25 protein-coding genes and 1 pseudogene are annotated in these 26,148 nt (G+C 60.6%); 18 read left to right on the top strand and 8 right to left on the bottom strand.

The features are described from left to right. The first annotated feature begins 2 nt into the window (after positions 1 to 2). From folK to PFZ56_RS00930, 9 genes and pseudogenes are all read left to right on the top strand, one after another. Complete coding sequence (folK, locus tag PFZ56_RS00890; RefSeq protein ID WP_102882226.1) at positions 3 to 482, top strand: 2-amino-4-hydroxy-6-hydroxymethyldihydropteridine diphosphokinase; 480 nt, start codon at positions 3 to 5, stop codon at positions 480 to 482. Positions 483 to 877: 395 nt separating this feature from the next. Then, complete coding sequence (gene panB, locus PFZ56_RS00895; protein WP_102882227.1) at positions 878 to 1,678, top strand: 3-methyl-2-oxobutanoate hydroxymethyltransferase; 801 nt, start codon at positions 878 to 880, stop codon at positions 1,676 to 1,678. Next, positions 1,675 to 2,535 (top strand): pantoate--beta-alanine ligase, encoded by an 861-nt coding sequence (panC, locus tag PFZ56_RS00900; protein WP_102865485.1) that lies wholly within the window; start codon positions 1,675 to 1,677, stop codon positions 2,533 to 2,535. Before panB ends, panC begins: the two co-directional genes overlap by 4 nt. 471 nt (positions 2,536 to 3,006) lie before the next feature. Next, positions 3,007 to 4,671 (top strand): glucose-6-phosphate isomerase, encoded by a 1,665-nt coding sequence (gene pgi / locus PFZ56_RS00905; protein WP_102882229.1) that lies wholly within the window; start codon positions 3,007 to 3,009, stop codon positions 4,669 to 4,671. 127 nt (positions 4,672 to 4,798) lie between these two features. Next, positions 4,799 to 6,736: an acetate--CoA ligase gene (acs, locus tag PFZ56_RS00910; RefSeq protein WP_110652093.1), complete on the top strand. Its 1,938-nt coding sequence runs from the start codon at positions 4,799 to 4,801 to the stop codon at positions 6,734 to 6,736. A gap of 51 nt (positions 6,737 to 6,787) precedes the next feature. Next, on the top strand, positions 6,788 to 7,654 hold the full coding sequence (locus PFZ56_RS00915) for an oxygenase MpaB family protein (RefSeq protein WP_102882231.1): 867 nt from the start codon (positions 6,788 to 6,790) through the stop codon (positions 7,652 to 7,654). Positions 7,655 to 7,716: 62 nt separating this feature from the next. Beyond that, positions 7,717 to 7,761 (top strand): annotated as a pseudogene (locus PFZ56_RS00920) (hypothetical protein); the annotation flags it as partial. Between the two features lie 181 nt (positions 7,762 to 7,942). Continuing rightward, entirely contained in the window at positions 7,943 to 8,959 is a 1,017-nt protein-coding gene (locus PFZ56_RS00925) for a class I SAM-dependent rRNA methyltransferase (protein WP_170002380.1), read from the top strand. A gap of 105 nt (positions 8,960 to 9,064) precedes the next feature. Beyond that, positions 9,065 to 11,983 (top strand): DUF748 domain-containing protein, encoded by a 2,919-nt coding sequence (locus tag PFZ56_RS00930; protein ID WP_170002378.1) that lies wholly within the window; start codon positions 9,065 to 9,067, stop codon positions 11,981 to 11,983. Between the two features lie 185 nt (positions 11,984 to 12,168). Here PFZ56_RS00930 and PFZ56_RS00935 read toward each other — a convergent pair whose 3' ends face one another. Beyond that, positions 12,169 to 12,525, bottom strand: coding sequence for a BON domain-containing protein (locus PFZ56_RS00935; protein WP_102865479.1), 357 nt, complete (start codon positions 12,523 to 12,525; stop codon positions 12,169 to 12,171). 239 nt (positions 12,526 to 12,764) lie between these two features. Continuing rightward, positions 12,765 to 13,181, bottom strand: a complete 417-nt coding sequence (locus tag PFZ56_RS00940; RefSeq protein ID WP_102882235.1) for a pilin — start codon at positions 13,179 to 13,181, stop codon at positions 12,765 to 12,767. Positions 13,182 to 13,406: 225 nt separating this feature from the next. Here PFZ56_RS00940 and PFZ56_RS00945 point away from each other — a divergent pair, with 225 nt between their 5' ends. Genes PFZ56_RS00945 through yacG form a run of 4 tightly spaced genes read left to right on the top strand, consistent with a single transcriptional unit; the run spans position 13,407 to position 16,319 of the window. After that, positions 13,407 to 14,624, top strand: coding sequence for a type II secretion system F family protein (locus tag PFZ56_RS00945; RefSeq protein WP_170002376.1), 1,218 nt, complete (start codon positions 13,407 to 13,409; stop codon positions 14,622 to 14,624). A gap of 2 nt (positions 14,625 to 14,626) precedes the next feature. Then, entirely contained in the window at positions 14,627 to 15,499 is an 873-nt protein-coding gene (locus PFZ56_RS00950) for an A24 family peptidase (RefSeq protein WP_123390445.1), read from the top strand. After that, positions 15,496 to 16,119 carry a dephospho-CoA kinase gene (gene coaE / locus PFZ56_RS00955; RefSeq protein ID WP_123390443.1) on the top strand — a complete coding sequence of 208 codons (624 nt, stop codon included), beginning with the start codon at positions 15,496 to 15,498 and terminating at the stop codon, positions 16,117 to 16,119. The genes PFZ56_RS00950 and coaE overlap by 4 nt, the downstream gene beginning before the upstream one ends. Next, complete coding sequence (yacG, locus tag PFZ56_RS00960) at positions 16,116 to 16,319, top strand: DNA gyrase inhibitor YacG (protein ID WP_102865474.1); 204 nt, start codon at positions 16,116 to 16,118, stop codon at positions 16,317 to 16,319. Before coaE ends, yacG begins: the two co-directional genes overlap by 4 nt. 19 nt (positions 16,320 to 16,338) lie before the next feature. On the opposite strand, the gene PFZ56_RS00965 is transcribed toward yacG, so the two are convergent. From PFZ56_RS00965 to PFZ56_RS00975, 3 genes are all read right to left on the bottom strand, one after another. Next, entirely contained in the window at positions 16,339 to 16,554 is a 216-nt protein-coding gene (locus PFZ56_RS00965; RefSeq protein WP_102865473.1) for a hypothetical protein, read from the bottom strand. A 63-nt stretch (positions 16,555 to 16,617) separates the two neighbouring features. Continuing rightward, on the bottom strand, positions 16,618 to 17,307 hold the full coding sequence (locus PFZ56_RS00970; RefSeq protein WP_170002374.1) for an energy-coupling factor ABC transporter permease: 690 nt from the start codon (positions 17,305 to 17,307) through the stop codon (positions 16,618 to 16,620). Beyond that, on the bottom strand, positions 17,304 to 17,771 hold the full coding sequence (locus tag PFZ56_RS00975) for an FAD/FMN-containing dehydrogenase (RefSeq protein WP_170002372.1): 468 nt from the start codon (positions 17,769 to 17,771) through the stop codon (positions 17,304 to 17,306). Before PFZ56_RS00975 ends, PFZ56_RS00970 begins: the two co-directional genes overlap by 4 nt. A gap of 145 nt (positions 17,772 to 17,916) precedes the next feature. Between PFZ56_RS00975 and PFZ56_RS00980 the strand changes: the two genes are divergently transcribed. The 3 genes from PFZ56_RS00980 (at position 17,917) to PFZ56_RS00990 (ending at position 20,267) form a co-directional block, all read left to right on the top strand. Next, positions 17,917 to 18,546, top strand: coding sequence for a DUF1780 domain-containing protein (locus PFZ56_RS00980; RefSeq protein ID WP_102882240.1), 630 nt, complete (start codon positions 17,917 to 17,919; stop codon positions 18,544 to 18,546). Positions 18,547 to 18,734: 188 nt separating this feature from the next. Continuing rightward, on the top strand, positions 18,735 to 18,908 hold the full coding sequence (locus PFZ56_RS00985; protein WP_043274580.1) for a DUF3094 family protein: 174 nt from the start codon (positions 18,735 to 18,737) through the stop codon (positions 18,906 to 18,908). 60 nt (positions 18,909 to 18,968) lie between these two features. Further along, positions 18,969 to 20,267 carry an NAD(P)/FAD-dependent oxidoreductase gene (locus PFZ56_RS00990; protein WP_102865469.1) on the top strand — a complete coding sequence of 433 codons (1,299 nt, stop codon included), beginning with the start codon at positions 18,969 to 18,971 and terminating at the stop codon, positions 20,265 to 20,267. A 61-nt stretch (positions 20,268 to 20,328) separates the two neighbouring features. Here PFZ56_RS00990 and PFZ56_RS00995 read toward each other — a convergent pair whose 3' ends face one another. Both PFZ56_RS00995 and PFZ56_RS01000 read right to left on the bottom strand, forming a co-directional pair. Continuing rightward, positions 20,329 to 21,231 (bottom strand): proline iminopeptidase-family hydrolase, encoded by a 903-nt coding sequence (locus PFZ56_RS00995; protein WP_170002370.1) that lies wholly within the window; start codon positions 21,229 to 21,231, stop codon positions 20,329 to 20,331. A gap of 89 nt (positions 21,232 to 21,320) precedes the next feature. Beyond that, positions 21,321 to 22,079 carry a LuxR family transcriptional regulator gene (locus tag PFZ56_RS01000; protein WP_102882242.1) on the bottom strand — a complete coding sequence of 253 codons (759 nt, stop codon included), beginning with the start codon at positions 22,077 to 22,079 and terminating at the stop codon, positions 21,321 to 21,323. Positions 22,080 to 22,376: 297 nt separating this feature from the next. Between PFZ56_RS01000 and PFZ56_RS01005 the strand changes: the two genes are divergently transcribed. Beyond that, on the top strand, positions 22,377 to 23,588 hold the full coding sequence (locus PFZ56_RS01005) for a M24 family metallopeptidase (RefSeq protein ID WP_170002368.1): 1,212 nt from the start codon (positions 22,377 to 22,379) through the stop codon (positions 23,586 to 23,588). A 323-nt stretch (positions 23,589 to 23,911) separates the two neighbouring features. Here PFZ56_RS01005 and PFZ56_RS01010 read toward each other — a convergent pair whose 3' ends face one another. After that, positions 23,912 to 24,541 (bottom strand): response regulator transcription factor, encoded by a 630-nt coding sequence (locus tag PFZ56_RS01010; protein ID WP_170002366.1) that lies wholly within the window; start codon positions 24,539 to 24,541, stop codon positions 23,912 to 23,914. 329 nt (positions 24,542 to 24,870) lie between these two features. Between PFZ56_RS01010 and PFZ56_RS01015 the strand changes: the two genes are divergently transcribed. Further along, complete coding sequence (locus tag PFZ56_RS01015; RefSeq protein ID WP_170002364.1) at positions 24,871 to 26,046, top strand: EAL domain-containing protein; 1,176 nt, start codon at positions 24,871 to 24,873, stop codon at positions 26,044 to 26,046. The last annotated feature ends 102 nt before the right edge of the window (positions 26,047 to 26,148 follow it).

A 26,148-nucleotide genomic window follows, 5' to 3' on the forward strand; every position in this document is an offset into this window, starting at 1 on the left:
GGATGGAACGCATCTACATTGGCATGGGCAGCAATCTGGCTGCCCCTGAAGAGCAACTGCGCAGCGCACTCGAGGCCTTGGCGCAGTTGCCCGCAAGCCACTTCCACGGCGTGTCGGCCTTCTATCAAAGCGATTCCCTGCTGCCCGGCCAACCGCGCTACACCAATGCCGTGGCGGCGCTGGACAGTGACCTGGAGCCCTTGGCACTGCTTGATGCGCTGCAGGCCATCGAAAACCAGCAAGGCCGAGAACGTCATGAACGCTGGGGCCCTCGCACCCTGGACCTGGACATCCTCCTGTTCGGCGATCGCCTGATTGACGAACCGCGCCTCAAAGTCCCTCATTACCATATGCACGCCCGCCCCTTTGTCCTCTATCCCCTGGCAGAACTGGCCCCCGCTGAATTGCGACTGGCCGACGGACGTACCCTGCAGGAGCTGCTCGACGCCTGTCCATTTGTCGGCCTGGAACGGCTGAAATAACCGCTGAAACGCATCAGTAACGGCGGTAACACTCCCGGCGTAACAAGGCGGTAACACATCTAATTGACTTCCAGAGTCCTCATCACGACTATAGGCGTCCCGTTGCCGCCATCCCGGCGTTAAAGGGCGCAATTCAAGCGAGGCTTGTTCGCGGCGACCCCAGGAAACGCTAGGCCAAGGCGCTTGTGCAACGGCGGTGGCACCCGCTGGTACACAGCCCCTTCTGGGCACAGAATAAGGCGTCCAACGCCACCAGCGCGAATCCCGGTACCGCTTTCAAATCGCTTGGAACCAGGCTGTATAAGCACGACAAAAGACCGTGCGCCTGAATAACGAAGAATCACGCGCGTTACTCGCAGTAGTTTCCAAAGCGCCTGAAATGAGGACCCCTTTTCATGCCAGACATCACTCTGACCACCCTGCAAAGCCTCAAGCAGAAAGGTGAAAAGATCACCATGCTGACCTGCTATGACGCCACCTTCGCCCACACCTGCTGTGAAGCCGGCGTCGAAGTCCTGCTGGTAGGCGACTCCCTGGGCATGGTGTTGCAAGGGCACGACAGCACACTGCCCGTGAGCAACGCCGATATGGCCTATCACGTCGCGGCGGTCAAACGCGGCAACAATGGCGCTTTGATCCTCGCCGACCTGCCCTTCATGTCCTATGCCACCCCCGAACAGGCCCTGAGCAGCTCGGCCCAGTTGATGCAGGCCGGGGCGCACATGGTCAAGATCGAAGGTGCCGCCTGGCTGGCCGAATCGGTTCGCCTGCTGAACGAGCGCGGCGTCCCGGTCTGCGTACACATGGGGCTGACCCCACAAACAGTGAATGTGCTGGGCGGCTACAAGGTCCAGGGGCGCAACGAGAACCAGGCGCGGCAGATGCGGGCCGATGCCATTGCCCTGGAGCAGGCCGGTGCCGCCATGTTGCTGCTGGAGTGCGTCCCCAGCGAACTCGCGGCGGAAATCACCCAGGCAGTGAAGATCCCAGTGATTGGCATCGGTGCCGGCAGCGCCACCGACGGCCAGGTGTTGGTGCTCCACGACATGCTGGGCCTGTCCCTGAGCGGTCGCTCGCCCAAGTTCGTGAAGAACTTCATGGCCGGCAAAGACAGCATCCAGGCGGCGTTGAGTGCCTATGTCGAAGCGGTCAAGGCCGTTACCTTCCCAGGCGTCGAACACGGGTTCTCTGCATGAATACAGTCAAAACCGTGCGCGAGTTGCGCGCTGCGGTCGCCCGCGCCCGCAGCGAAGGCAAGCGGATCGGCTTCGTCCCCACCATGGGCAACCTGCACAGCGGTCACGCCGCCCTGGTGGCCAAGGCCGCCCAGCGAGTGGATTTCGTGGTGGCCAGTATCTTCGTCAACCCGCTGCAGTTCGGCGCCGGCGAAGACCTGGACAAGTATCCGCGCACCCTGGCCGCCGACCAGGAGAAACTGCTCGAAGCCGGCTGCCATCTGCTGTTCGCTCCCAGTGTCGAAGAGATGTACCCCGACGGCATGGCTGGACAGACCCGGGTCAGCGTGCCACAGCTCTCCGAAGGCCTGTGCGGCGCCAGCCGCCCCGGTCATTTCGAAGGCGTGGCCACGGTGGTCAGCAAGCTGTTCAACATGGTCCAGCCGGACCTTGCCGTGTTCGGCCAGAAGGACTACCAGCAGTTGGCGGTCATTCGTGCCCTGGTGCATGACCTGAACATGCCGATCCAGATCATCGGCGAGCCAACGGTGAGGGCCACCGACGGCCTGGCCCTGTCCTCGCGCAATGGCTACTTGAGCGCAGAGCAGCGCGCCATCGCCCCAGTGCTGTACCGCAGTCTGAGCCAAATCGCTCAGGCCATTCGGGATGGCGAGCGTGACTATCCGAGGCTACTGGCCGAGCAACAGCAGCAGCTCGAGGCGGCCGGCCTGCGACGGGACTACCTGGAAATCCGTCACGCGAAAAACCTGCGTCCCGCCACTGCCGAAGACCGTGACCTGGTGATTCTGGTGGCGGCTTATCTGGGCGCAACACGCTTGATCGACAACCTGCATCTGGACCTCGACACGCCGGCATGAACGCCTGATTGCCCGAACGCCAACCTTCGGGCAAACTGCCGCCGGCTGGGGCCTGCAGCTGATACTGCAGGTCCTGTTCGAGGATCCGACCCAGGAATTTCCCATGCGTGCCATCTTGCCCAGGGTGAAAGCGATCTGCTCAGTGCCAGACCACGCAGGCGGTAGATGCCCCCGGCAACGAGCGGAACCACGAAACCTTGGGGTCCCCGTTGAAGCCAGCCGATTCCAACCCCGTTTATTCCCGCTGAAAGCCCCCCATGCAGCCCTGATTGGCCCCGCCAGTACAAAATAGTACCGGCCACAAGGCGCACAAAGCCAAGACAGAACAGCACGCTGGAGTTACTGTTATCGCCCTGGGTGATTAATCGAATCAGCACAGGACTGAAGGAACGAGGTCCTTGAGACCGCGCAGGACGTTCCGGGCTTCTCAGTGTCCAAAAAGGCAGTTCAAGCAAAAGGAAAACCGCAGCGATGGCGTACTACCGCACTCCTCACGACGTTACCGCTCTGCCCGCCTGGCAAGCGTTGAAAGACCACCGCCAAGCCATGCAGGATTTCAGCATGCGCGAGGCGTTCAATACCGATCCACAGCGCTTCAACCAATTTACCCTGAGCAGCTGCGGACTGTTTCTCGACTACTCGAAAAACCTGATCACCAGCCAGACCCGCGATCTGCTGGTCAATCTGGCCAAGGAAGTCGGTCTGGCCGATGCCATCAAGTCCATGGTGACCGGTGAGCTGGTCAACGCCTCCGAAGGCCGTCCGGCGCTGCACACTGCACTACGCCGTCCAGTGGGCGACAAGCTGTCGGTCAATGGCGTCAACGTGATGCCGGAAGTACACAAGGTACTGAACCAGATCACCGAACTGGTCGGGCGCATCCACGACGGCCTGTGGCGCGGCTACACCGAGAAACCCATCACCGACGTGGTCAACATCGGTATCGGTGGCTCGTTCCTCGGCCCGGAGCTGGTGTCCGAGGCGCTGTTGTCCTATGCCCAGAAAGGCGTGCGCTGTCACTACCTGGCCAATATCGACGGTAGCGAGTTCCATGAGCTTTCGGCGAAAATCCGTGCAGAAACCACGCTATTCATCGTTTCTTCCAAGTCATTCAACACCCTCGAAACCCTGAAGAACGCCCAGGCGGCGCGGGCCTGGTACCTGGCCCAGGGCGGCTCCGAAGCCGAATTGCACCGCCACTTCATCGCCGTATCGAGCAACAACGCGGCCGCCGTGGCCTTCGGCATTCGTGAAGAGAACATTTTCCCAATGTGGGACTGGGTCGGTGGACGCTACTCGCTGTGGTCCGCCATCGGCTTGCCAATCGCGCTGGCCATCGGCATGTCCAACTTCAAGGAACTGCTGTCCGGTGCCTACACCATGGACCAGCACTTCCAGAGCGCTCCGTTCGAGCAGAACATGCCGGTACTGCTGGCCCTGCTGGGAGTGTGGTACGGCAACTTCTGGGGAGCGCAAAGTCACGCGATCCTGCCGTACGACCACTACCTGCGCAACATCACCAAGCACTTGCAGCAGTTGGACATGGAATCCAACGGCAAGAGCGTGCGCCAGGACGGTACCCCGGTGGCCACCGATACCGGCCCGGTGATCTGGGGCGGCGTAGGCTGCAACGGTCAGCACGCCTATCACCAGTTGCTGCACCAGGGCACCCAACTGATTCCGGCCGACTTCATCGTGCCTATCGTCAGCTTCAACCCGGTGGCTGACCACCACCAGTGGCTGTACGCCAACTGCCTGTCCCAGAGCCAGGCGCTGATGCTGGGCAAGACCCGCGCCGAAGCCGAGAGCGAACTGCGCGAGAAAGGCATGAGCGAAGCCGATGTGGCAAAACTCGCGCCGCACAAGGTGATTCCCGGCAACCGTCCGAGCAACACCCTGGTGGTGGAACGCATCAGCCCGCGGCGCCTGGGCGCCCTGGTAGCGCTGTACGAACACAAGGTCTTCGTGCAAAGCGTGGTCTGGGGCATCAACGCCTTCGACCAGTGGGGCGTGGAGCTGGGCAAGGAACTGGGCAAAGGCGTCTACAACCGTCTGGTCGGTAGCGACGAAACCCTGGCCGACGATGCTTCGACCCAAGGCCTGATCAACTACTTCCGCGGCCGTCACCGCGGCTGATCAACCTTCTCTGTCCCGGGAGCCGCCACGTCGGCTCCCGTCCGGGCCCCGGCCCTCCCCCCTTGAACCTTCCTGACACTTGTGCGCACCCTTATGGCTTGTCGCAAAACAAGAATAAGGAACCGTCATGTTCGATATCAGCACTTTTCCGAAAGCCGATGCCGTCCGCCGGGCGGCGCAAATGAGTCAGGACGACTACCACCACCTCTACCGCCAATCCATTGAGCAGCCAGATGTGTTCTGGGCCGAGCAGGCCAAGCGTTTCCTGCACTGGAGCAGCCCCTGGGACAGCGTGCACAGCCATGACATGCGCACCGGCGAGGCCAGCTGGTTCCGTGGCGGCCAACTCAACGTCAGCTACAACTGCATTGATCGTCATCTGGAAAAACGCGGCGATCAGGCAGCCATCATCTGGGAAGGCGATAACCCCGCCGACTCACAGCGCATCACCTACAAAGAACTTCACGGGCATGTCTGCCGCCTGGCCAACGTGCTGAAAAGCCGTGGCGTGAAAAAAGGCGACCGGGTGTGCATCTACATGCCGATGATTCCCGAAGTGGCCTACGCCATGCTCGCCTGCACCCGAATCGGTGCCGTGCATTCGGTGGTGTTCGGCGGCTTCTCCCCGGAGGCCCTGCGCGACCGGATTCTCAACGCTGACTGCCGCACCCTGATCACCGCCGACGAAGGCGTGCGCGGCGGCAAACAGATTCCCCTCAAGAGCAACGTCGACAAGGCCCTGCTCAGTTGCCCGGACGTCAGCAGCGTGGTGGTGGTCGAGCGCACCCGTAACCCGGTGAACTGGGTAGAGGGCCGCGACATTCACTACCAGCAGGCCGTAGCCGCGGCCAGCGACCAGTGCGCCCCCGAGCCGATGGACGCCGAAGACCCGCTGTTCATCCTCTATACCTCCGGCAGCACCGGCAAACCCAAAGGCGTTCTGCATACCACCGGCGGCTACCTGCTACAGGCCGCCATGACCTTCAAGTACGTACTGGACTACCGCGACGGCGAGGTCTTCTGGTGCACCGCCGACGTCGGCTGGGTCACCGGCCACAGCTACATCCTCTACGGTCCGCTGGCCAACGGTGCCACCACGCTGATCTTCGAAGGCGTGCCCAACTACCCCAGCACCTCGCGTTTCTGGGAGGTGGTGGACAAGCACCAGGTGAACATCTTCTACACCGCCCCCACCGCCCTGCGGGCCCTGATGCGCGAAGGCAACGACCCCGTGCAGCGCACCTCCCGCAGCAGCCTGCGGCTCCTGGGCAGTGTTGGCGAACCGATCAACCCGGAAGCCTGGGAGTGGTATTTCAATGTCGTGGGCGAGCAGCGCTGCCCGATTGTCGATACCTGGTGGCAGACCGAGACCGGCGGCATCATGCTCAGCCCCCTGGTCAGCGCCCGGCAGGTCAAACCCGGCTGCGCCTCGACGCCGATGTTCGGTGTACAACCGGTGTTGCTGGACGACCAGGGCAAGGAAATCCAAGGTGCCGGCAGCGGTATCCTGGCGATCAAGGCCAGTTGGCCGGCACAGATACGCAGCGTCTACGGCGACCCCAAGCGCATGATCGAAACCTACTTCGCGCCTTACCCCGGCTACTACTTCACCGGTGACGGCGCGCGCCGGGACGAGGACGGCAGCTACTGGATCACCGGACGCATCGACGACGTGATCAACGTCTCCGGGCACCGCATCGGCACTGCCGAAGTGGAAAGCGCCCTGGTGCTTCACGACGACATCGCCGAGGCCGCCGTGGTCGGTTACCCCCACGACCTCAAGGGCCAGGGGATCTATGCCTTTGTCACGCCCATGCAAGGCATCGAACCCGACGAGGAACTGAAAAAGCAACTGCTGGCCCTGGTCAGCCGTGAAATCGGCAGCTTTGCCAAACCGGAGCTGATCCAGTGGGCCCCGGCCCTGCCGAAAACTCGCTCGGGCAAGATCATGCGGCGTATCCTGCGCAAGATCGCCTGCAACGAACTGGAGACCTTGGGGGATACCTCGACCCTGGCGGACCCCAGTGTGGTGGAAGGCCTGATCGACAAGCGCCTGAACGCTTGAAACCGGCGCGGCCACGGCCGCGCCTTTTTTCACTACCCGCACCGAGCTGTCATGGAATTCATTCGCAGCCGTATCGAAAGCCAGGTCATGAGCTTGTCTGGCCTCTCCCTGGGGCAACTCGACCTGGAGCATCCCAAGGGCGACCCCGGCCTGTTCGGGCCGGGCTCGGTCAGTTGGCAGGTACACGCCGACTTCAGCAGCATGCTGATCGGCGGCATCAGTGCCTTGCTGATGCAAGCCCTGCACCCCCTGGCCCTGGCCGGGGTCTGGGACCACTCGAACTTTCGCCAGGACATGATCGGCCGCCTGCGCCGCACCGGCCAGTTCATTTCCGGCACCACCTTCGGCTCCCGTCAGGACGCCGAATGGCTGATCGAAAAAGTACGCACTATTCACCTGCATATCGTGGGCACCGCTCCTGACGGCCGTCCTTACGCCGCCAGCGATCCAGACCTGCTGACCTGGGTGCATGTGGCGGAAGTCAGCAACTTTCTCGCCGCCCACCTGCGTTACCTCAACCCTCGCCTGTCAGGGGCAGACCAGGACCGCTACTACAACGAGATCGCGCTGATCGCCGAACGTCTCGGCGCCCGGGATGTGCCCCGCTCGCGGCGGGCGGTGGCCGACTACCTGCAGGCCATGCGTCCGCAACTGCTGTGCGACGATCGCAGTCGCGAGGTTCTGCGCCTGCTACAGGCGGCTCCAGCTCCCAGTCGCCTGGCCAAACCTTTTGGCTCATTGATGATGCAGGCCGGTATCGACCTGCTGCCGGACTGGGCCAGCGCCATGCTTGACGTCAATCAGAACCCGCTGCAACGCCAGCTGATTCGAGCCAGCGTCAAACGCAGTACGCCGATGCTGCGCTGGGCGGTGCGTGACAGTTCGGTGCATCGAGCGAAACGACGCATGGGTCTGTAGAAGACGACCGCTCATGCACAACACGCCCAGACAGTTCGCAATTGGCCGGCCAGCACCACGCCGTGCCCACCACGACCCTGAGCAAAGTCTGCGGCTCCGGCCTCAAGGTCTTGCACCTGAGCGCCCAGGCCATTGGCTGCGGCGATGCCAAAGTGATCATCGGCGGCAGTCAGGGCGTGGCCTTGGCCATAGAGTCCGTGAGATCGCCTTCGCCAGCACTTGGCTCCTACAACGGGCAGGAGGCTGGTAAACTGCGGCGCCTTATTCCTCTTCTCCAAGGCGCCCTGCATGTCTTCCTTGAATCAGGCGCTGCGCGCCGCCCTCGATCACCGTCAAGACCTGCTCGCCGAACTGCACCAGCAAGGCACCGACTGCTATCGCCTGTTCCACGGCAGCCAGGAAGGCGCCGGTGGCCTGACCGTCGACCGTTATGGGCCGCAGTTGCTGGTACAGAGCTTTCACCAAACGCTGGAACGCGATGCCCTGCTGCAATTGCACGAAACCATTAATCAACAGCTGAACCAGTCGACCCTGCTGGTCTACAACGATCGCTCCCGCGGCAACTCGCGTATCGACCGTGAAGACTCGGTATACCGCGCCGACGACAGTGCCCTGGAGGATCTGGTCGGCCATGAATGGGGGTTGAATTATCGTGTCCGTGGCCGTCATGCCGGGCAGGACCCGTTGCTGTTTCTCGACCTGCGCAACGCTCGCGGCTGGGTCAAGCAGCACAGCGCCGGGAAAAGCGTGCTCAATCTCTTCGCCTATACCTGCGGTGTCGGCCTCTGCGCTGCGGCCGGAGGCGCCCGGGAGGTCCTCAACCTGGACTTCGCCGAAGGCAATCTGGCGGTAGGTCGGGAAAACGGCCAACTCAACCCGCAGCTACCCGGCATGCAGTTCGTGCAGTCGGACTACTTCCCTGCGATCCGCCAACTGGCGGGCCTGCCCATCAGTCAGCGACGCGGACAGAAGCTCCCCAGCTACCCACGTCTTGAACAACGCCAATACGATCTGGTCTTGCTGGACCCTCCGGCCTGGGCCAAGAGTGCCTTCGGCACCGTCGACCTGCTGCGCGATTATCAGAGCCTGCTGAAGCCGGCGCTGCTGGCCACTGCCGAAGAGGGTGTGCTGATCTGCTGTAACAACCTGGCCAAGGTGTCGTTGCAGGAATGGCGAGAACAAGTGCTGCGCTGCGCCGAGAAAGCCGGGCGGCCAGTACGCGATTGCCAGGTCCTTGCCCCTGCTGCGGACTTCCCTTCCCAGGACGGACAACCGCCGCTGAAAACACTGATCCTGCAACTTTGATCAGGGGCAAAAAATCTGAACAATCCTGAAGACTGTGATGGTTTCGGAACCGTAAACGCGTGCCATACTCCAAGGCACTTCCGATCCAGATAGATGAAGCCTCGCATGACCAAAGGATTGATTCGCGCTCTCTGCGCCTTGTTGACCGCTCTCGCCCTTTACAGTCTGCTGGGCTTTCTGATTTTGCCGGGCATCGCCTTGCGGGTGGCCAACCAGCAACTGGCCAACTACGCCACGACCCCGGCCCATATCCAGCGTATCGAACTCAACCCCTTCAGCCTGGAACTGACCCTCTGGGGCCTGAGCGTCGGCGAACCGGGCAAGGAACAGATTGCCTTCCAGCGCCTCTACGCCAATCTGCAATTGGACAGTCTGTGGAAACGCGCTCTGCATCTGGCGGACGTCGAACTGGACCAGCCCAAGACCGAGATCCTCTTCGACAAGGAAGGCAAGCTCAACCTCCTGGCCCTGTTCAAGCTGCCTGCCAGCGAACCGACCCCGAGCGATCCCGACGCCAAGCCGTTTCCCGTTCGCATTGAACGCATCAAGCTGGCGGGCGGCTATCTGCACTTCAAGGACCTGCGCCCCAGCGAGCCCATCGAATTTCTCTACAACAAGCTCGACTTTGAACTGAAGAACCTCAGCACCCTGCCGGATGACAGCGCCGACATGACCCTGGTGGCCACCGGCCCGGAAGGCGGACAGATCGACTGGAGCGGCAACTTCAGCGTGACCCCGCTGGCTTCCGAAGGCACCTTGAAAGTCACCGACGGCAAGATGAAAGCCTGGTGGCCCTATGTACGTGACGCCGTGCCGCTGGTGCTGGAAGACGGCGTGGTCAACCTCAGCACCCACTATAAATTCAGCCTGACCAAGGAAACCGAACTGCTGCTGGACAACACCTCCATCAGCGTTGCGCCATTCGCCATCAAAGCCCCGGACGGTCGCCCGCTGGCGCGCCTGGAGCGCCTGGACATCAGCGAAGCGACGGTGGACCTGGCCAAGCAGCACGTCATAGTCGGCAAGATCCGCAGCCAGAAACTGGAGACCTGGGCCGCCCTTGAAGCCGATGGCCAACTGGACTGGCAAAAGCTCTTCGCCAGCCAACCCGCCAAGCCGGCAGCCAAGCCTCAGCCAGCCACAGCCGATACCACCAAGGAACCCGCAGTCCCCAGCAAGCCCTGGCAGGTACTGCTCAAGGATGTGGAACTGCGCAACTATCAGGTGCACCTGGCCGACCGCCAAGCCAAACCGGCCGTGGCGCTGGACGTTGGCCCGCTGAACCTGGATCTGAAAAACTTCGACAGCCTCAACCAGTCGCCTTTCACCCTAAAGCTCGATACCGGCCTGGGTAAACAAGGCAAGGTCAGCGCCACCGGCGAAGTCAACCTCAACCCCATCACCGCCAAGCTCAAGGTGCAGACCAAGGACATCGACCTGCGGGTCGCCCAGTCCTACATCAGCCCGTTCATTCGCCTGGAACTGCGCAGCGGCATGCTCGGCAGCGACCTGGCAGTGGACCTGAAGAAAGTCGAACCGTTGACCTTCAGCATCACCGGCCGGGCCGAAGTGGATCAGTTGCACACCCTGGACACCCTCAAGACCCGCGACTTCGTGAAGTGGAAACAAGTGGTGGTGGAGGGCCTGAACTATCAGCACGGTGACAGCCTGACCATCAGCCAGGTCAACCTGATGCAGCCTTATGCGCGCTTCATCATCAACGATGACCGCACCACCAATATCGACGACCTGCTGATTCCACAACCCGCAGGCGGCGGCAGCAAATCCTCGGGCAAACCCGCCCCAAGTTCCAGCAAGCCACTGGGTATTCACATTGGTAAAATCGCCATCAACGATGGTTCGGCCAACTTCGCCGACCTGAGCCTGACACCAAACTTCGCCACGGCAGTCCAGCAACTCAACGGGCATATCGGCACCATCGACAGCCGCCAGGCCAAGCCGGCGGAAGTCGACGTCAAGGGCAAGGTCGACCGCTACGCTCCAGTGACCATCAAGGGCAGCGTCAACCCCTTCGATCCAATGGCCGCACTGGACATCGCCACCAGCTTCAAGCGAGTGGAGTTGACCACCCTGACGCCCTATTCCGGAAAGTTCGCCGGTTTTCGTATTCGCAAGGGCCGACTCAACCTCGACTTGCACTACATGATCACCAAGGGCCAGCTCAAGGCCGAGAACAAACTGGTGGTCGAACAACTGCAACTGGGTGAAAAGGTCGACAGCCCAGACGCCGTGGACCTGCCAATTCGCCTGGCCGTAGCCCTGCTGAAAGACACCGACGGCAAGATTTCCATCGAGTTGCCAATTTCCGGCGACCTCAACAACCCACAGTTCAGCGTGATGCCAATCGTCTGGCAGACCCTGCGCAACCTGGTGCTGCGAGCCGCCCAGGCCCCCTTCAAGTTCATTGGCGGCCTGGTCACCGGCGGCGACTCTGAAGACCTGAGCAGTGTGTCTTTCGCTCCTGGCTCCAGCGAACTGAGCAAAGAGTCCGAGTCAGCCCTCACCACCCTGGCCAAGGCCCTCAAGGAGCGTCCGACCTTGCGCCTGGAGATCGAAGGCACCAGCGCCCAGAGCAGCGATGGTCCGCTGATCGCCGAACAGCGTCTGGAGCGCGAGTACCAGTACAACTACTACAAGATCCTGCAACGGCGCGGCGACAAGGTGCCGGCCCAGGCGTCCTTACTGCAGGTTCCCGAGGGCGAGAAAGCGCCATTGCTGGAAGGCATCTACCGCACCCGCCTGAAACAGCAACCTCCGGCCGAATGGACCCAGCTCAGCCGCGACGAGCGCAGTGCCAAACTGCGTGAGGGGCTGATCAAGTTCTGGAGCGGCAGCGACGTGTTGCTGCGCCAACTGGGCCAGGAACGGGCCAGCAGCATCAAGGACTTCCTGGTGGACAAGGGCCAATTGGCCGATGACCGGGTCTACTTCATCGATGCCAACCTCGGCCAGGCCGAAAGCGACGGCAAGGTGATCACTCCGCTGCACCTGGACAGCGAGTAAGGCCCGCGCCGGCCTCAAGCAGCGCCACTTCCCCGCCCAATAGAACAGGCCCCGACACAAAGTGCCGGGGCCTGTAATGATCACATCCTTGTGATCTTCCGCATGAACCTTTGAAAGAAGCGGCAGACGTATCGCTTGGCTCGTCTACCGCCCCCTCTCCCTGTCCAGGCGAGAAGCTTGGGGTCTTACTCGGCTTTCAGGCCGTCGGCAGAGACCGCTTGAACGCCTTTGATTTTCTTGGTGATTGCCACTGCTGTGGCTTTCTGCGCCTCGGTAATGGCAACAGTGGACGACAGCGAGACGACGCCCTTGTTGGTTTCAACCTTGATGTCGGTGCCAGGAATGCCTTTCTCGGTTACCAGATCGCTTTTCACTTTGGTGGTGATCCAGGTATCGGAGGTGGCCTCTTTGGCCTTGGTCACTTCACCGGCAGCCACGACCATAGGCGACTGGGTGCTTTGAGTGGTCTGCGCAAATGCTGCGTTGGACATGGTCAGGGTCAGAGCGGTAGCAGTTGCAGCAGCGATAGCGAACTTCTTCATACGAGTAACTCCTGTTCTTTTAGAAAGCCTGCGCCGTGTCCTGGCAACAGGGTTATGAGGGATGTTGCAGGTGCTGTGCCAAGTCCAGACCACATAAAAAACCCATAAAAAACAATAAGTTATAGATAACGCAAAGAATCAGCATCATGCAAAATGCATGACCACCCAACAATCTGCATGCAAGTTGCGGCTTTTTTCGACGCAGCTCATCAAGCCCACCCCCAACAGCCTGCCAGGACTCAGGTGTCGTGCGCGGCACAGCCCTTGGGCGCATAGTCGGCCTCCACTGTGGTGTTGCACGTCCATCCCGAAGCTGGCGAACGGCTCAGTACCAGAGTCTTGTTCAACACCGCCCCCGGAGCATTGAGGAGGGTACAGCCGATACTGCCTTCACCGGTGGCGGCAGTGCCCTCGGCGCTCATTCGGCAGTTCAACGTCAAGGGCGTGCCACCGGCGAGGGCCAGAGTCGGGTCGATTCCCTGATTAAGCAGGTCCTCGATATTGACCTTCAGCGCCGACGCCTCGGCCAACGCGGCCATCATCTTGGCCCGCACCTGGTACTTGGAATACAGCGGCATCGCCACTGTGGCGAGAATGCCGATGATGGCCACCACCACCAGCAATTCGATCAGGGTAAAAGCGGATTGATGTTTCATGAGTTGCCTCCTGGCAAGAATGCTCCGTGGGTAATCAGCAAGGCTTGAAGCACGCCCTGTGCCAAGGTTAGCCCCACGGAATTCAAGGCCTGCAGCGCTGATAGCCCATGGCCTTGAGTACGAGGAGTTGCACAAACTGACAAATTTCGTCATCTAGCGCCCCTATGCGTCAGGTGCCCGGCGGCTAGGCTTCAAGAAGCTCACCCCTGCATCAAGGATTGAACCATGGCGGTAAAAGCACCTGTGGCCAGCGTCTATCTCTGGCAAGGCACCGACGGCCAGGGCCACAAGTTGGCCGGCGAGCTGAGCGCTGCAAACCCGGCGCTGATCCGAGCTCAGCTGCGCAGGCAAGGCATCACTCCAACCCGGGTACGCCGCAAGCCCAGGGCCTGGCTCCGATCGGGCCAACGAATCAAGGCACGGGAGATCGCCCTGTTCACCCGGCAACTGGCAACCCTGATGCAGGCCGGAGTGCCACTGCTGCAAGCCTTCGAAATCATTGCCGAGAGCTTCGTCCAGCCATTGATGCGCCAACTGCTGGCCAGCCTCAAACGCGACATCGAGGCTGGCTCCAGCCTGGCCACGGCGCTGCGCCGACATCCGCGCCACTTTGACGAGCTGTACTGCAATCTGGTGGAGGCCGGCGAACAGTCCGGCGCCCTGGATACCCTGCTGGAACGGGTCGCCACCCATAGGGAAAAAAGCGAGAACCTCAAGGCCCGGGTAAAAAAGGCCATGGTCTATCCCGTGGCGGTGATCGGCGTGGCCGTCCTGGTCAGCAGCATCCTGCTGACCAAGGTGGTTCCCCAGTTCCAGAGCCTGTTCGCCGGGTTCAACGCCCAATTGCCGCTACTGACCCAATGGGTCATCACCCTTTCCCATGTCATCCAGAACCACGGCGGATGGTTGCTCAGCGCCGGCCTGCTGATGGGGGTAGGGATCAGGCAGGCTTATCGGCGCTCGGAGCGCCTGCGGGACAGTGTGGATCAGGGACTGCTACGCCTGCCCTTGGCCGGCCCGCTGCTGTACAAGGCCGCAGTGGCCCGCTACGCCCGTACGCTGGCCACCACCTTCGCGGCTGGCGTGCCTCTGGTCCAGGCCCTGGATTCAGTGGCCGGAGCCAGCGGCAACAAGGTCTTCAGGCAAGCGGTGGAACGCATCCGCCAACAGGTGGCCAGTGGCATGCAACTGAACTTTGCCATGCGTGCCAGCGGCGTCTTCCCTACTATGGCGATCCAGATGACCGCCATCGGTGAAGAGTCCGGAATGCTGGATCATCTGCTGGAAAAAGTCGCAGCGCATTATGAGGTCGAGGTGGACCACCTGGTCGACAGCCTGACCAGCCTCATGGAGCCGTTGATCATGGTCATCCTGGGCAGTATCGTCGGCGCCCTGGTGGTTGCCATGTACCTGCCCATCTTTCAACTCGGCACAGCGATCTGAACATGTCCTTGACTGAAGCCATGACCCTTTACCCCCTGGCCTTCGTGACTGCGGCCCTGGTACTGGGGCTGCTCGTAGGCAGCTTTCTGAACGTGCTGGTGTGGCGCCTGCCGAAAATGCTTGAACGCGATTGGCGGGCTCAAGCCCACGAAGTGCTGGGACTGCCCCCGGAGCCTGTAGCGGCGCCCTACAACCTGCTGCTGCCCCACTCCCAATGCCCCCATTGCGCACAACCGATCCGCCCCTGGCAAAACATTCCCCTGCTCAGCTATCTGTGGCTGCGGGGCCGTTGCGCCCACTGCAGGACCGCCATCAGCCCGCGCTACCCACTAACCGAACTGGCTTGCGGGCTGATCTCGGCGTACGTCGCCTGGCACTTCGGTTTTGGCTGGCCCGCGGGCCTGCTGCTGATCCTCAGTTGGGGGTTACTGGCCATGAGCCTGATCGATGCCGATCACCAACTGCTGCCAGACGTGCTGGTGTTGCCACTGCTGTGGCTGGGACTGATTGCCAATAGCTTCGAGGTACTGGCGAGCCTGGAGGATGCCCTGTGGGGCGCGGTACTCGGCTATCTGTGCCTGTGGTCAGTGTTCTGGCTGTTCAAATTGCTGACCGGCAAGGACGGCATGGGCCACGGCGACTTCAAGCTGCTAGCGATGCTTGGCGCCTGGGGCGGCTGGCAGATCCTGCCGCTGACCTTGCTCCTGTCCTCGCTGGTGGGAGCGATTCTCGGCACTGTCATGCTGCGCCTGAACCGGGCCAAGACCTCGACGCCCATCCCCTTCGGCCCCTTTCTGGCCATTGCCGGCTGGATTGCCTTGCTCTGGGGTGGTCAAATGACCGACTTCTATTTGCAGTTTGTCGGTTTCCAATGACTCGCTCCGTAAACACACCCTGGACCCTCGGCCTCACCGGCGGCATCGGCAGCGGCAAAAGCGCTGCCGCCCAGCACTTCATCGACCTGGGAGTGCATGTGATCGATGCCGATCACGCCGCTCGCTGGGTGGTGGAACCGGGCCGCCCGGCCTTGGAACAGATTGCCCAGCACTTTGGTGACGGCGTGCTGCAGGCCGACGGCCAACTGGATCGCGCGGCACTGCGCAAGCTGATCTTCGAAGTCCCCGAACAGCGTCGCTGGCTGGAGGCGCTATTGCACCCGCTGATTGCCGAGGAGATCGTCAGCCATCTGGCCCGTGCAGAATCGCCTTACGCGATCCTGGTGTCGCCACTGCTGATCGAGTCAGGCCAGTTCCGGATGACCCAACGGATTCTGGTGATCGATGTGCCGCAACAATTGCAGATCGAACGCACCTTGCAGCGCGACCAGATCAGCGAACAGCAGGTCCAGGCGATTCTCCAGGCCCAGGCCAGCCGCGAGGAGCGCCTGCGTCACGCCGACGATGTGCTGGTCAACGACCGCGATCACGCCTGGTTGCGCAGCGAGGTCGAACGCCTGCATCACTTTTACCTAACTTTGCGTGGAGGCCAGTCATGAGCCAACCCCTGACCGTCGAATGCCCAACCTGTGGCGCCCCCGTGGAATGGACCGCGACCAACACCAACCGGCCGTTCTGTTCCGACCGTTGCAAATTGATCGACCTGGGGGCCTGGGCCGCCGAGGAACACAAGATTCCAGTGAGCCCGGATGCCGAGGACGAACTGTTCTCGGAAGAACTGCCGCCCCGCGCTCACTGAGTGCTCGAACCGACGCCGATCAGGGCCGCATGAAGCTGTAGTCCTGATCGTCGTCGAGGTTCTCCGCGAGGAACTGCAGCTCGTCAGCCAGATCCTCGATGCTACGTACGCCCTTGCTCTGCTGCACCACCGCGCTGAGCAGCGCCCGCAGGCTCAAACCCGGTTCAAACCCTTCCTGCTGGGCACTGTGCAGACTGTCGCGCACTTCTTGCCGGGCCCACTGATAGACGCTCATGACCGCACTCCTGAGATTTTTGCCGAGCATGCAGCGCGGCCCCAGGCTCGGAGTTGATATGGATCAAGGGCGCGGGTCCTCATCCTTCCAGGGCGCACTGAGGTAGCGGGTGCGATTGAAGGTTTCCAGCCATTCCGGGCAGAACACCACCAGGGCGCTGATCACCATGCCGTTGATGAATGCCTCGGGAAAGATGATCAGCCACAGGTAGCCGACAAAATCCTCCAGCCATTCGGGCATGGCGAAACGCCCATCAAGCCACAAGAGCCCCAGGCCACAAAGCAGGCACAACAGCGCCGACAGGGCCGCGGCGAAGAATCCGGAGCAGAAGATATAGACGAAGGGATTGCGCGGTTGAGCCCGCTCCACCAGACCGGCACAGGCCTCGGTTACCGCCACCGGCAACAGGATCAGCAAGACGCCATTGACCCCCAGTGCCGCCAGCTCCTGCCGCCCCAGTGCCAGCAAGCCCAGCTGCGCAATCAGGCCACCGACAATCGCCAGTGGCCAATCCAGCAGTAAGGTCACCGCCGTCATGCCGATGAAGTGATAAGACACTCCAGTATCGAAATCCCGGCGCACCAACCACAGCAGAAACAACGCAAACACCGTTCCGAACAGTAGATGCTGACGGCGACTGTCGGTGAACAGCTCGACCCAGGGCGCCCGCCACACCGCCCAGATCAGAACCGGCACATACAGCAGCCAGCCGATGCTCAGGCTTGCCGGTGACAGCAGCGCCGCGCTGATCATGGCCGGGCTTTCTCCAGCGCAGTCTTCAGTTGCTCGACGGTGGTGAATTCCTGCCGAGACACCAATTGGCCGTCCTGCAACTGCAGCCACAAGACCTTGTCCTCGGCGGCAGGGTAACGAGAGGCCACACGCCCTTCGCGGTCGAGCATCACCCGGTAGGGATAATCACGCATGGCCGGAACTGCGAACATCTTGGCGATCAGCGCCGGCATGCGCTGGATATCCGCGACAAACACCCCGTGACGCGCCTGCAGATAATCCTTGGGCTTGTCCTTGAGCGCCCCGTTCACCACCTTGGCCGCGTCCATACCGCGCGCCACCAGCAGGATCTGCGCCTGTGAATCGAGGCTGTAGGCTTGATCGAACTGATCCAGCAAGGTCCAGGGTGCCAGACGCTCACCGATTTCAAGGGCCTGGGTCCACAGGGGCAACAGGCCCAGCAACAGAATTGACCAGCGTTTCACTGCACACTCCTTATCGAGGGGTAGGACGGGAAACAGTCTACACCGCCCCTGGGCAGGCTCGAGCAAGCACCGCCAGGCACCGGGTGCAGAGGTTTTTCGAGAAACGTGGTTTTTAAGGTCATATTTGAGCGCTAAGCTTGGGGATATGGATGACTCAGATTTTTTGCGCCTGCTCACCATTCAGGCCGAACAAGCCAACGCGTTTCTGTCCAATGCCCGCAAATGGGAGCGTGAGCGTTGGGTCTGCCAGCGCCTGCTGCAAGGCCTGAATATTCCCTATCGCAACGACGAATTCAGCGCCGCCGGGCAGGAACCGCCGGATGTGCTGTTTCGCGAGGCCAGTTTCGAGGTGTTCTTCGTCCTTGATGAAGGCCGCCGACTCAATGATGAATGGCGCGACGAACTGCAACGCCGGCGCAGCGCATTTTCCCTGAGCCAACTGGTACGACGCGAAGCCAAGCCCAAGCGCATCCCGGCTAACGAACTGTTGCTGCGCCTCGGGCCGACCCTGCGCAAGAAGGCCCACAACTACAAGGAGCGTGGGATGAACCTCGGGGAGCTGGACATCATCGCCTTCGCCGCCCTGAAACGTGAAGTGCTGGATCTGAACAGCCACTTCCCGCCCCCCACCGAGTACCTGCGCCAGGGCTGGCGCTCGCTGTCCCTGGTGGGACCGACCTTCGCCCGGGTGCTGTTCGCCCATCCGGATGCGCCGGAGTTCCTGCGTAGCAACCTGGGCCGCAGTATCGTTTTCGACGTCGGCATCAGTTTGTAAAGTCCGTCAATCCGCCTCGCCTGGGCATGGCGCAATATCCCGGGCAATGGTAAAAAAGCGCTCTTGCCTGCCAACGCCGGGACTTCGTCATCGAGCCCCCACGCGCAGCGGCTATGCTCGGTAAATGCTCGATTGCATCGCGCTGTAACATTCCCCTGTGTTGCGACGTCTACCTGACGAGGCCCTTTATGAGCAGCCGCCTGAACCCCGACGACCAACGCCATGTCGAAGAATACCTGCAACTGCCCCAGCACCGAGTCGAGCGCCGGCCCTTTCGGCCGTGGATGCTCCTTGTGGTGGTGGTCGTGGTGACGGTCGCCCTGGGCCTGTTGAGCCGTTTTATCAGTTACCTGACGCTATGAGCTGCATCGCGCTCGCTCGGTTGACTGCACCGATTTCTTTTAGCCTTGCGAGATATCCCCATGACTCATCGTATTGTCATCGTTGGCGGCGGCGCCGGCGGCCTGGAGTTGGCGACCCGCCTGGGTAAAACCCTGGGCAAGCGCGGCACCGCCAGTGTGATGCTGGTGGACGCCAACCTGACCCATATCTGGAAACCCCTGCTGCACGAAGTGGCCGCCGGCTCACTGAACTCCTCCGAAGACGAACTCAACTACGTTGCCCAAGCAAAATGGAACCACTTCGAGTTCCAGCTGGGCCGTATGAGCGGGCTCGATCGTCAACAGAAAAAGATCCAGTTGGCTGCCACCTATGACGAGGAAGGCACAGAACTGTTGCCGGCCCGTGAACTGGGCTACGACACCCTGGTGATCGCCGTGGGCAGTACCACCAACGACTTCGGCACCCAGGGCGCCGCCCAGCATTGCCTGTTCCTCGACACCCGCAAACAGGCCGAACGCTTCCACCAGCAACTGCTCAATCACTACCTGCGGGCCCACGCCGGGCAGACAGATGCCGTGGAACAGATCAGCGTGGCCATCGTCGGCGCCGGTGCCACCGGTGTGGAACTGGCAGCGGAACTGCACAACGCCGCCCATGAACTGGCCGCCTACGGCCTGGATCGGATCCTCCCGGAAAACATGCACATCACCCTGATCGAAGCCGGGCCACGGGTGCTGCCGGCCCTGCCCGAGCGCATCAGCGGGCCGGTGCACAAGACCCTGGAGAAACTCGGGGTCAAAGTGCTGACCAACGCTTCAGTCAGTGAGGTGACCGCCGACAGTCTGATCACCGCTGATGGCCAGACCATTCCCGCCAGCCTCAAGGTGTGGGCTGCCGGCATCCGCGCGCCGGGTTTCCTCAAGGACATCGACGGCCTGGAAACCAACCGCATCAACCAGCTCCAGGTGCTGCCAACCCTGCAGACCACCCGTGACGAGAACATCTTTGCCTTCGGCGACTGCGCCGCCTGCCCTCAACCGGGCAGCGACCGCAACGTACCGCCACGGGCCCAGGCTGCGCACCAACAAGCCTCACTGCTGGCAAAATCGCTGAAACTGCGTATCGAAGGCAAAGACCTACCGACCTACAAGTACACCGACTACGGTTCGCTGATCTCGCTCTCGCGCTTCTCGGCGGTGGGCAACCTGATGGGCAATCTCACCGGCAGCGTGATGCTCGAAGGCTGGCTGGCAAGGATGTTCTACATCTCGCTGTATCGCATGCACCAAATGGCCCTGTACGGAGTGTTCCGCACGGCGATGCTGATGCTCGGCAGCCGGATTGGACGAGGCACCGACCCACGCTTGAAGTTGCACTAAGCGCCTGAAAGTACGCCCCGCTACGCAAGGTAGTGGGGTGCACGGGCGGGCGAAGCGTGTGCTACAGACACTCATCCAGAAAGCTCACCACCGTTCCCATACAGGCAACCCGCTCCTCGATATGGGGCATGTGGCTGGAGTTCTCGAACAGTGCCCAGCGAATGTTTGGAACGTTGTCCAGATAGGGTTTGACCACTACGGGGGTTGCTTCGTCGTAACGCCCTGAGATCAGCAGGCTCGGCACCTTGATTCGCGGCAGGCGCTCGACAACGCTCCAGTCCTGCAGGTTGCTCAGGAGAGGGAAATTCCTAGCCCGCTGCGGCACACTTTCCATCGTGGTAGCGCAACATCCCCTGGAAAAAATGCGTACCACCTCTTCCGGCCAAGGCCGAAGCCGGCACACGTGCCGTTCAAAATACACTTGCGACGCCTGCACATATTCGGCGCTATGGAGGGTTCCAGCCTGCTCGTGGCCGATCAGCGTCTGCAAGACCCCCTCTGGCAAGGCCTCACGCAAACCCAGGGTTTCAGCCTGCCAGGTCAGCATGTCGGCCGGGGCATTGGCGATGATCAGGGCCCGCAGGCCCGCAGGGGTCAAGACGGCATGCTCGCTGGCCAGCGCCCCACCCCAGGAATGTCCGAGCAAGGCGTAGTCCTCACTGATGCGCAGGTGATCCAGAAGATTGTTCAGCTCTTCCAGATACAGCTCGACGCTCCAGAATGAAGAAGGCTTGTCCTCCAGGCGAGTGGAAAATCCACTGCCGAGATGATCGAACTGAACGATCGCCCGGCCACTGGCCGCCACATCCCTGAAGGCATCAACAGTGTCATAAGTGCAGCCCGGGCCGCCGTGCAATATCACCAGGGGCGTCAGACCATTCTGCAGATCCCCCGTCACCCGATACCAGGTCTGCCAGGAGCCAAAGGAGGCATAACCTTCCTGTGGTGGTTTACTTGCTTTCATTGCGCATCACTCCCTGATGACGATCACCCTGTGTCATTTTCGGCCTCGCCCCCCGTATCAGCGATAAGACCGGGCCGGTTGTGCTCGCTTTAGTTTTCCAGCAAGCGATAGTGAACGGCTCGAACCACAGCCTGAACCCGATTCTTGGCGCCCAACTTGTGCATCGCCGAGGTCAGATGCAGGTTGATGGTGGCCACGGAACGCTGCAGGCGTTCAGCAATTTCACCAGAGGTCATGCCCTCGGCCGCCCATTTCAGGCACTCGCGCTCGCGCTTGGTCAGTTGAACCGGATAGCTGCGAATGCTTTTACTGAGCGGTGGGTAGAGGTGTTCCTGCAGAGCATGAGAAAGAAGCGTGAAATCCCTCAAGACCTGTTGCAGATCATGCAAGGCCACCTGGGTACTGCCCGAGCGCAAACCGGTCAGGCTGGCGAAACCACCACCAGGCAAGTGAATGGGAACAGTCATGCCATGGGACATTTGATGATGCTGCAGGTAACTCGATACCGGCGCGTGCTGCTGCCCCATAGCCTGGCGCAAGACGGTTTCCGCTTCGGGTCTGTAGGACCAGATAAAGGGAGAAATGCTGTCCAGCGCCACCTGCTGGACCGGGTCGATATGGTAATACCCCTCGTCGCACCAGAGCTCCAGCCAGTCCTTTGGGGTATTGCAGACCATTGCACTGGGAATGATCAGTTCGCCCTGCTGATCAAAAGGCACCGGACTGTAGTCGTAAACCAGGGCATCGAACCCCAACCCCGAGGCCACTTCCATGGTCCCCGCCATCCGCTCATGCAATGTGTTTCCGAGCAAAAGACGAGAGTTAACTTCCGCGAGCCTGCTTTGCATCCGTTCAGTCTCCTTACTGTCTGATCCTTAACAGCAGGGCCTAGAATGCCACGCTCGATAGGAGCCGACCAGGCAAAACCTATAAGAACTACTAGGTTGTGCTACCCGGTTTAGCGGTGCACTTCATGAAAGAAGCCCATGTTTCAACCTCTCCTGCCCCTTTGAACCGCCGCGCTGACAACCACATCAAGGTCGGTATCACGCATGCCCACACCTCCCCAGTCTGCTGCAATGCCGCTTCATGGCCCACCCGAGTGTGGCGCCGCGCATCGCTCATTGCAGACAAGGACCCGTGCCATGCAGATGCCCAAGACCCTTCAGATCCACAACGGTGAAAAAGTCCCTTCAACCTTCTCCCTTGAAGAATACGCCCAGCGCCTGAGCACGCTGCGAGCCTACATGGCCCAGCAGGATATCGACGCGGCGCTGTTCACCTCCTACCACAACATCAACTACTACGCCGACTTCCTGTATTGCTCTTTCGGCCGTCAGTACGCCCTGGTGGTGACCCGGGAACGTAGCGTGCTGATCAGCGCCAATATCGACGGCGGGCAGCCCGGGCGTCGGGCGGTCTGCGATGATCAGGTGGTGTACACCGACTGGCACCGGGGCAACTTCTTCGTCGCGGTCAAACAGGCCTTGCCGCAGGCAGCACGGCTGGGCCTGGAGTTCGATCAACTGACCCTGCCCAGCCACCAGGCCTTCGCCGAGCTCTATCCTCGGGCGCAACTCCTGGATATCGCTGCCCCGTGCATGAGCATGCGCATGCTCAAGTCAGTCGAAGAACAGGCACTGATCCGCCAGGGTGCACGCATCGCCGACATCGGCGGGGCCGCCGCCATCGATGCCCTGCAGGATCAGGTATCGGAATACGATGTGGCCCTGCACGCCACACAGGCCATGGTGCGGGAAATCGCCCGGACCTTTCCCGCAGCCGAATTGATGGACACCTGGACCTGGTTTCAATCAGGGATCAATACCGACGGCGCACACAATCCGCTGACCTCGCGGCGCATCAGCCCGGGAGAGATACTCAGCCTCAACTGTTTCCCGATGATCGCCGGTTACTACACCGCGCTGGAGCGCACACTGTTCCTTGGGCATTGTCCCGACGCTTATCTGCGGCTGTGGGAAATCAACCTCAAGGTGCATGAGGCCGGATTGCAACTGATCAAGCCCGGAGCCCGCTGCAGCGACATTGCCCGACAGTTGAACGAAATCTACCTGGAACACGACTTGCTGCAATACCGGACCTTCGGCTACGGCCACTCGTTCGGCATCCTCAATCACTACTACGGGCGCGAGACCGGGCTGGAGTTTCGCGAGGACGTAGACACTGTGCTGGAGCCCGGCATGGTGGTGTCCATGGAGCCGATGATCAGGCTACCCGAAGGCAGTCCAGGTGCCGGTGGTTATCGTGAGCACGACATTCTGATCGTCCACTCCCAAGGCGCGGAAAACATCACCCGGCTGCCCTACGGACCACAGCACAACATCATCGACCGCTGAAGAAACAATCAGGACCACTCGACCGGGATGCTCAACGCGCTCTTGATCAACAGGCATCTACAAAGCCAACAAGCCGTGAAGATTGCAGCGATTACCTCTGAAACCCAACGAGAAAAAGCTTAAGCAACAAGAGCTTTCAGGGCTTATCCAGGATGAGCCCTGAAACCCAATAGAAACAGATGCCATGCATTTCACTCAGGCGTCTGCCCGGATACTTTCGAAGTCATGCACAACGAGCAAACACGGCATGCCCCATCGTTCGGTAGCGATCCAGACACAACTAAGTGAAAACTCGACATTACAAGTAACCGACCATGTTCACTTTATGGAATCAAAGCATTGCGCTTGGCAAACTCCGCCAGGCTTACTTGCGACCCCAACCCCAGTTTCTGCAACAGTCGGGTCTTGTAGGTGCTGACTGTCTTGTTGCTCAAGAACAGTTTTTCACCAATGGCCTTGTTGGAATGTCCCTGTGCTAGATACTGCAACACGATCATTTCCCGATCAGTCAGCAGGCCTATCTGCTCGGCCTCGGACTGTTGTTCCGCCGTGGGCATGGAAACATCCAAAGCCATCGACGGATAAAAAGTGTAGCCGGCCAACACTGCATTCAGAGCCACCACCAGATTGCCCAGATCCTCCTCCTTGTTGACGAAACCCCGAGCTCCCAGCTGAATACAGCGTCTGCAGAAGCTTTCAATCGACTGCGAGGTCAGCACCAGCACTTCAGTGGGCAAGCCCAGAGCCTTGATACGTGAAAGCACCTTGAGGCCATCCAGCTTGGGAATACCGATATCGAGGATTACCACATCCGGCCCATGCTCGCGCACCAACTCCAGCGCATCCAATCCATTGTCTGTTTCGGCCACCACCCGCATGTTGTTCTTTTCCAGCAAGACCTTAACGGCGAGCCGAACAACAGGATGATCGTCAACTATCAATACGCTGTGCATATTGTCACTTCACCTTAAAAACCCGGCCTTCGGTTGAGCCGGACCGACCGGAAAATATACGTAACCGCACCCTGTATGCTGCAACTTACGTATCCGTATAAAGACGCTGATGTCATGTAGAAATTTCGTGCACAGCACCTTGATGTCGTCCAGAAATCTCAGATTCCCGGCAAATAACAGAGGATACAAGGGGTTAATGACTCCTCCTTAAGGAATCAGACAGTCTGATTTTTCAATGAGAAATTTCCTACTGCACATAAGGATTTGCCTAATGGTTGCAACTCTAGAGCCTTAGCACTATGACCGGCAAATAATGACATGAGCCGGCAATGCAAAATTTGAACGTTCTGGTCCTGGAAGATGAACCGCTGCAACGCCTGGTTACCGTCACTGCATTGAAAAAAGTGATGCCTGGGCAGGTGCATGAAGCGGCCAGCGGTAGTGAAGCCCTGGCACTGCTGGAGCACTGCGAAAGGATGGACATTGCCATCTGTGACCTGAAAATGCCCGGAATGGACGGTTTGGCCTTCCTACGCCACGCCAGCCAAAGCGGCAAACTGCACTCCGTGATCCTGTGCAGCCAGATCGAGCCGATTCTGCGCCAAACTACCGCCTCGATGATCAGGCGCCTGGGCTTGAACTTCCTGGGTGATCTGGGCAAGCCCTTCAATCTGGAGCGCCTGACCACCCTGCTGACTCGTTATCAGAACCAGCGCCACGGTCTGGTCACTGCTCTGAAAAAGTCCGAACTACCCACCCTGGCGGACGTGATTCGCGGCCTGGACAACGGCGAATTCGAACCCTACTACCAACCCAAGGTGGCACTCGACAACGCGTCGCTCCAAGGGGCGGAAGCGCTAGCCCGCTGGAATCATCCACAGCTGGGAGTACTGCCGCCTTCGCACTTCCTGCACATCATGGAACACCACAGCTTGCTGGACCGCCTGTTCTGGCAACTGTTCGACCAGGGCCTGGCCTTACGCCGCAAACTGGCGCAAAAAGGCATTCCCCTGAGTTTCTCGTTCAATCTGCACCCATCACAGCTGGCGTCCCAGACCCTGACCGAATCCATTGCCACCCTGCTCGTGCTGTTTCAGGTTCCATCCAGCAGCATCACCTTTGAAATCACCGAAACCAGTCTGATCAGCGCTCCCGCCAGTAGCCTGGAAAATCTGGTACGCCTGCGGGTAATGGGCTGCGGCTTGGCCATGGATGACTTCGGTGCGGGCTACTCCTCCCTGGATCGCCTCTGCGAGTTGCCCTTCAGTCAGATCAAGCTCGACGGCACTTTCGTGCGCAAGATGGGGCATCACCCCAGAAGCAGCGCCATCATTAGCTACACGGTGGCGCTCGCCCGTTCATTGGGTATGTCGCTGATTATCGAAGGAGTGGAAACCCGCGAGCAGCAGGAACGCCTACTGGAACTGGGATGCGACATAGCCCAGGGCTTCGTGTTTGCACGCCCGATGCCGGAAAGCCATTTCATTGCCTACTGCATTCGTTAGTCCCTTGGGAGAGCCGATCAAAGAGGCGACCCGTTGCTCAGGTTCTGTACCGCCCGCCCGGCGCTCATTGCGTTGTGACTCGTTGATCGAGCCATCTGGCCC

Source organism: Pseudomonas danubii, from assembly GCF_042980055.1.
In the GTDB taxonomy this organism is placed as follows: Bacteria; Pseudomonadota; Gammaproteobacteria; order Pseudomonadales; family Pseudomonadaceae; genus Aquipseudomonas; species Aquipseudomonas danubii.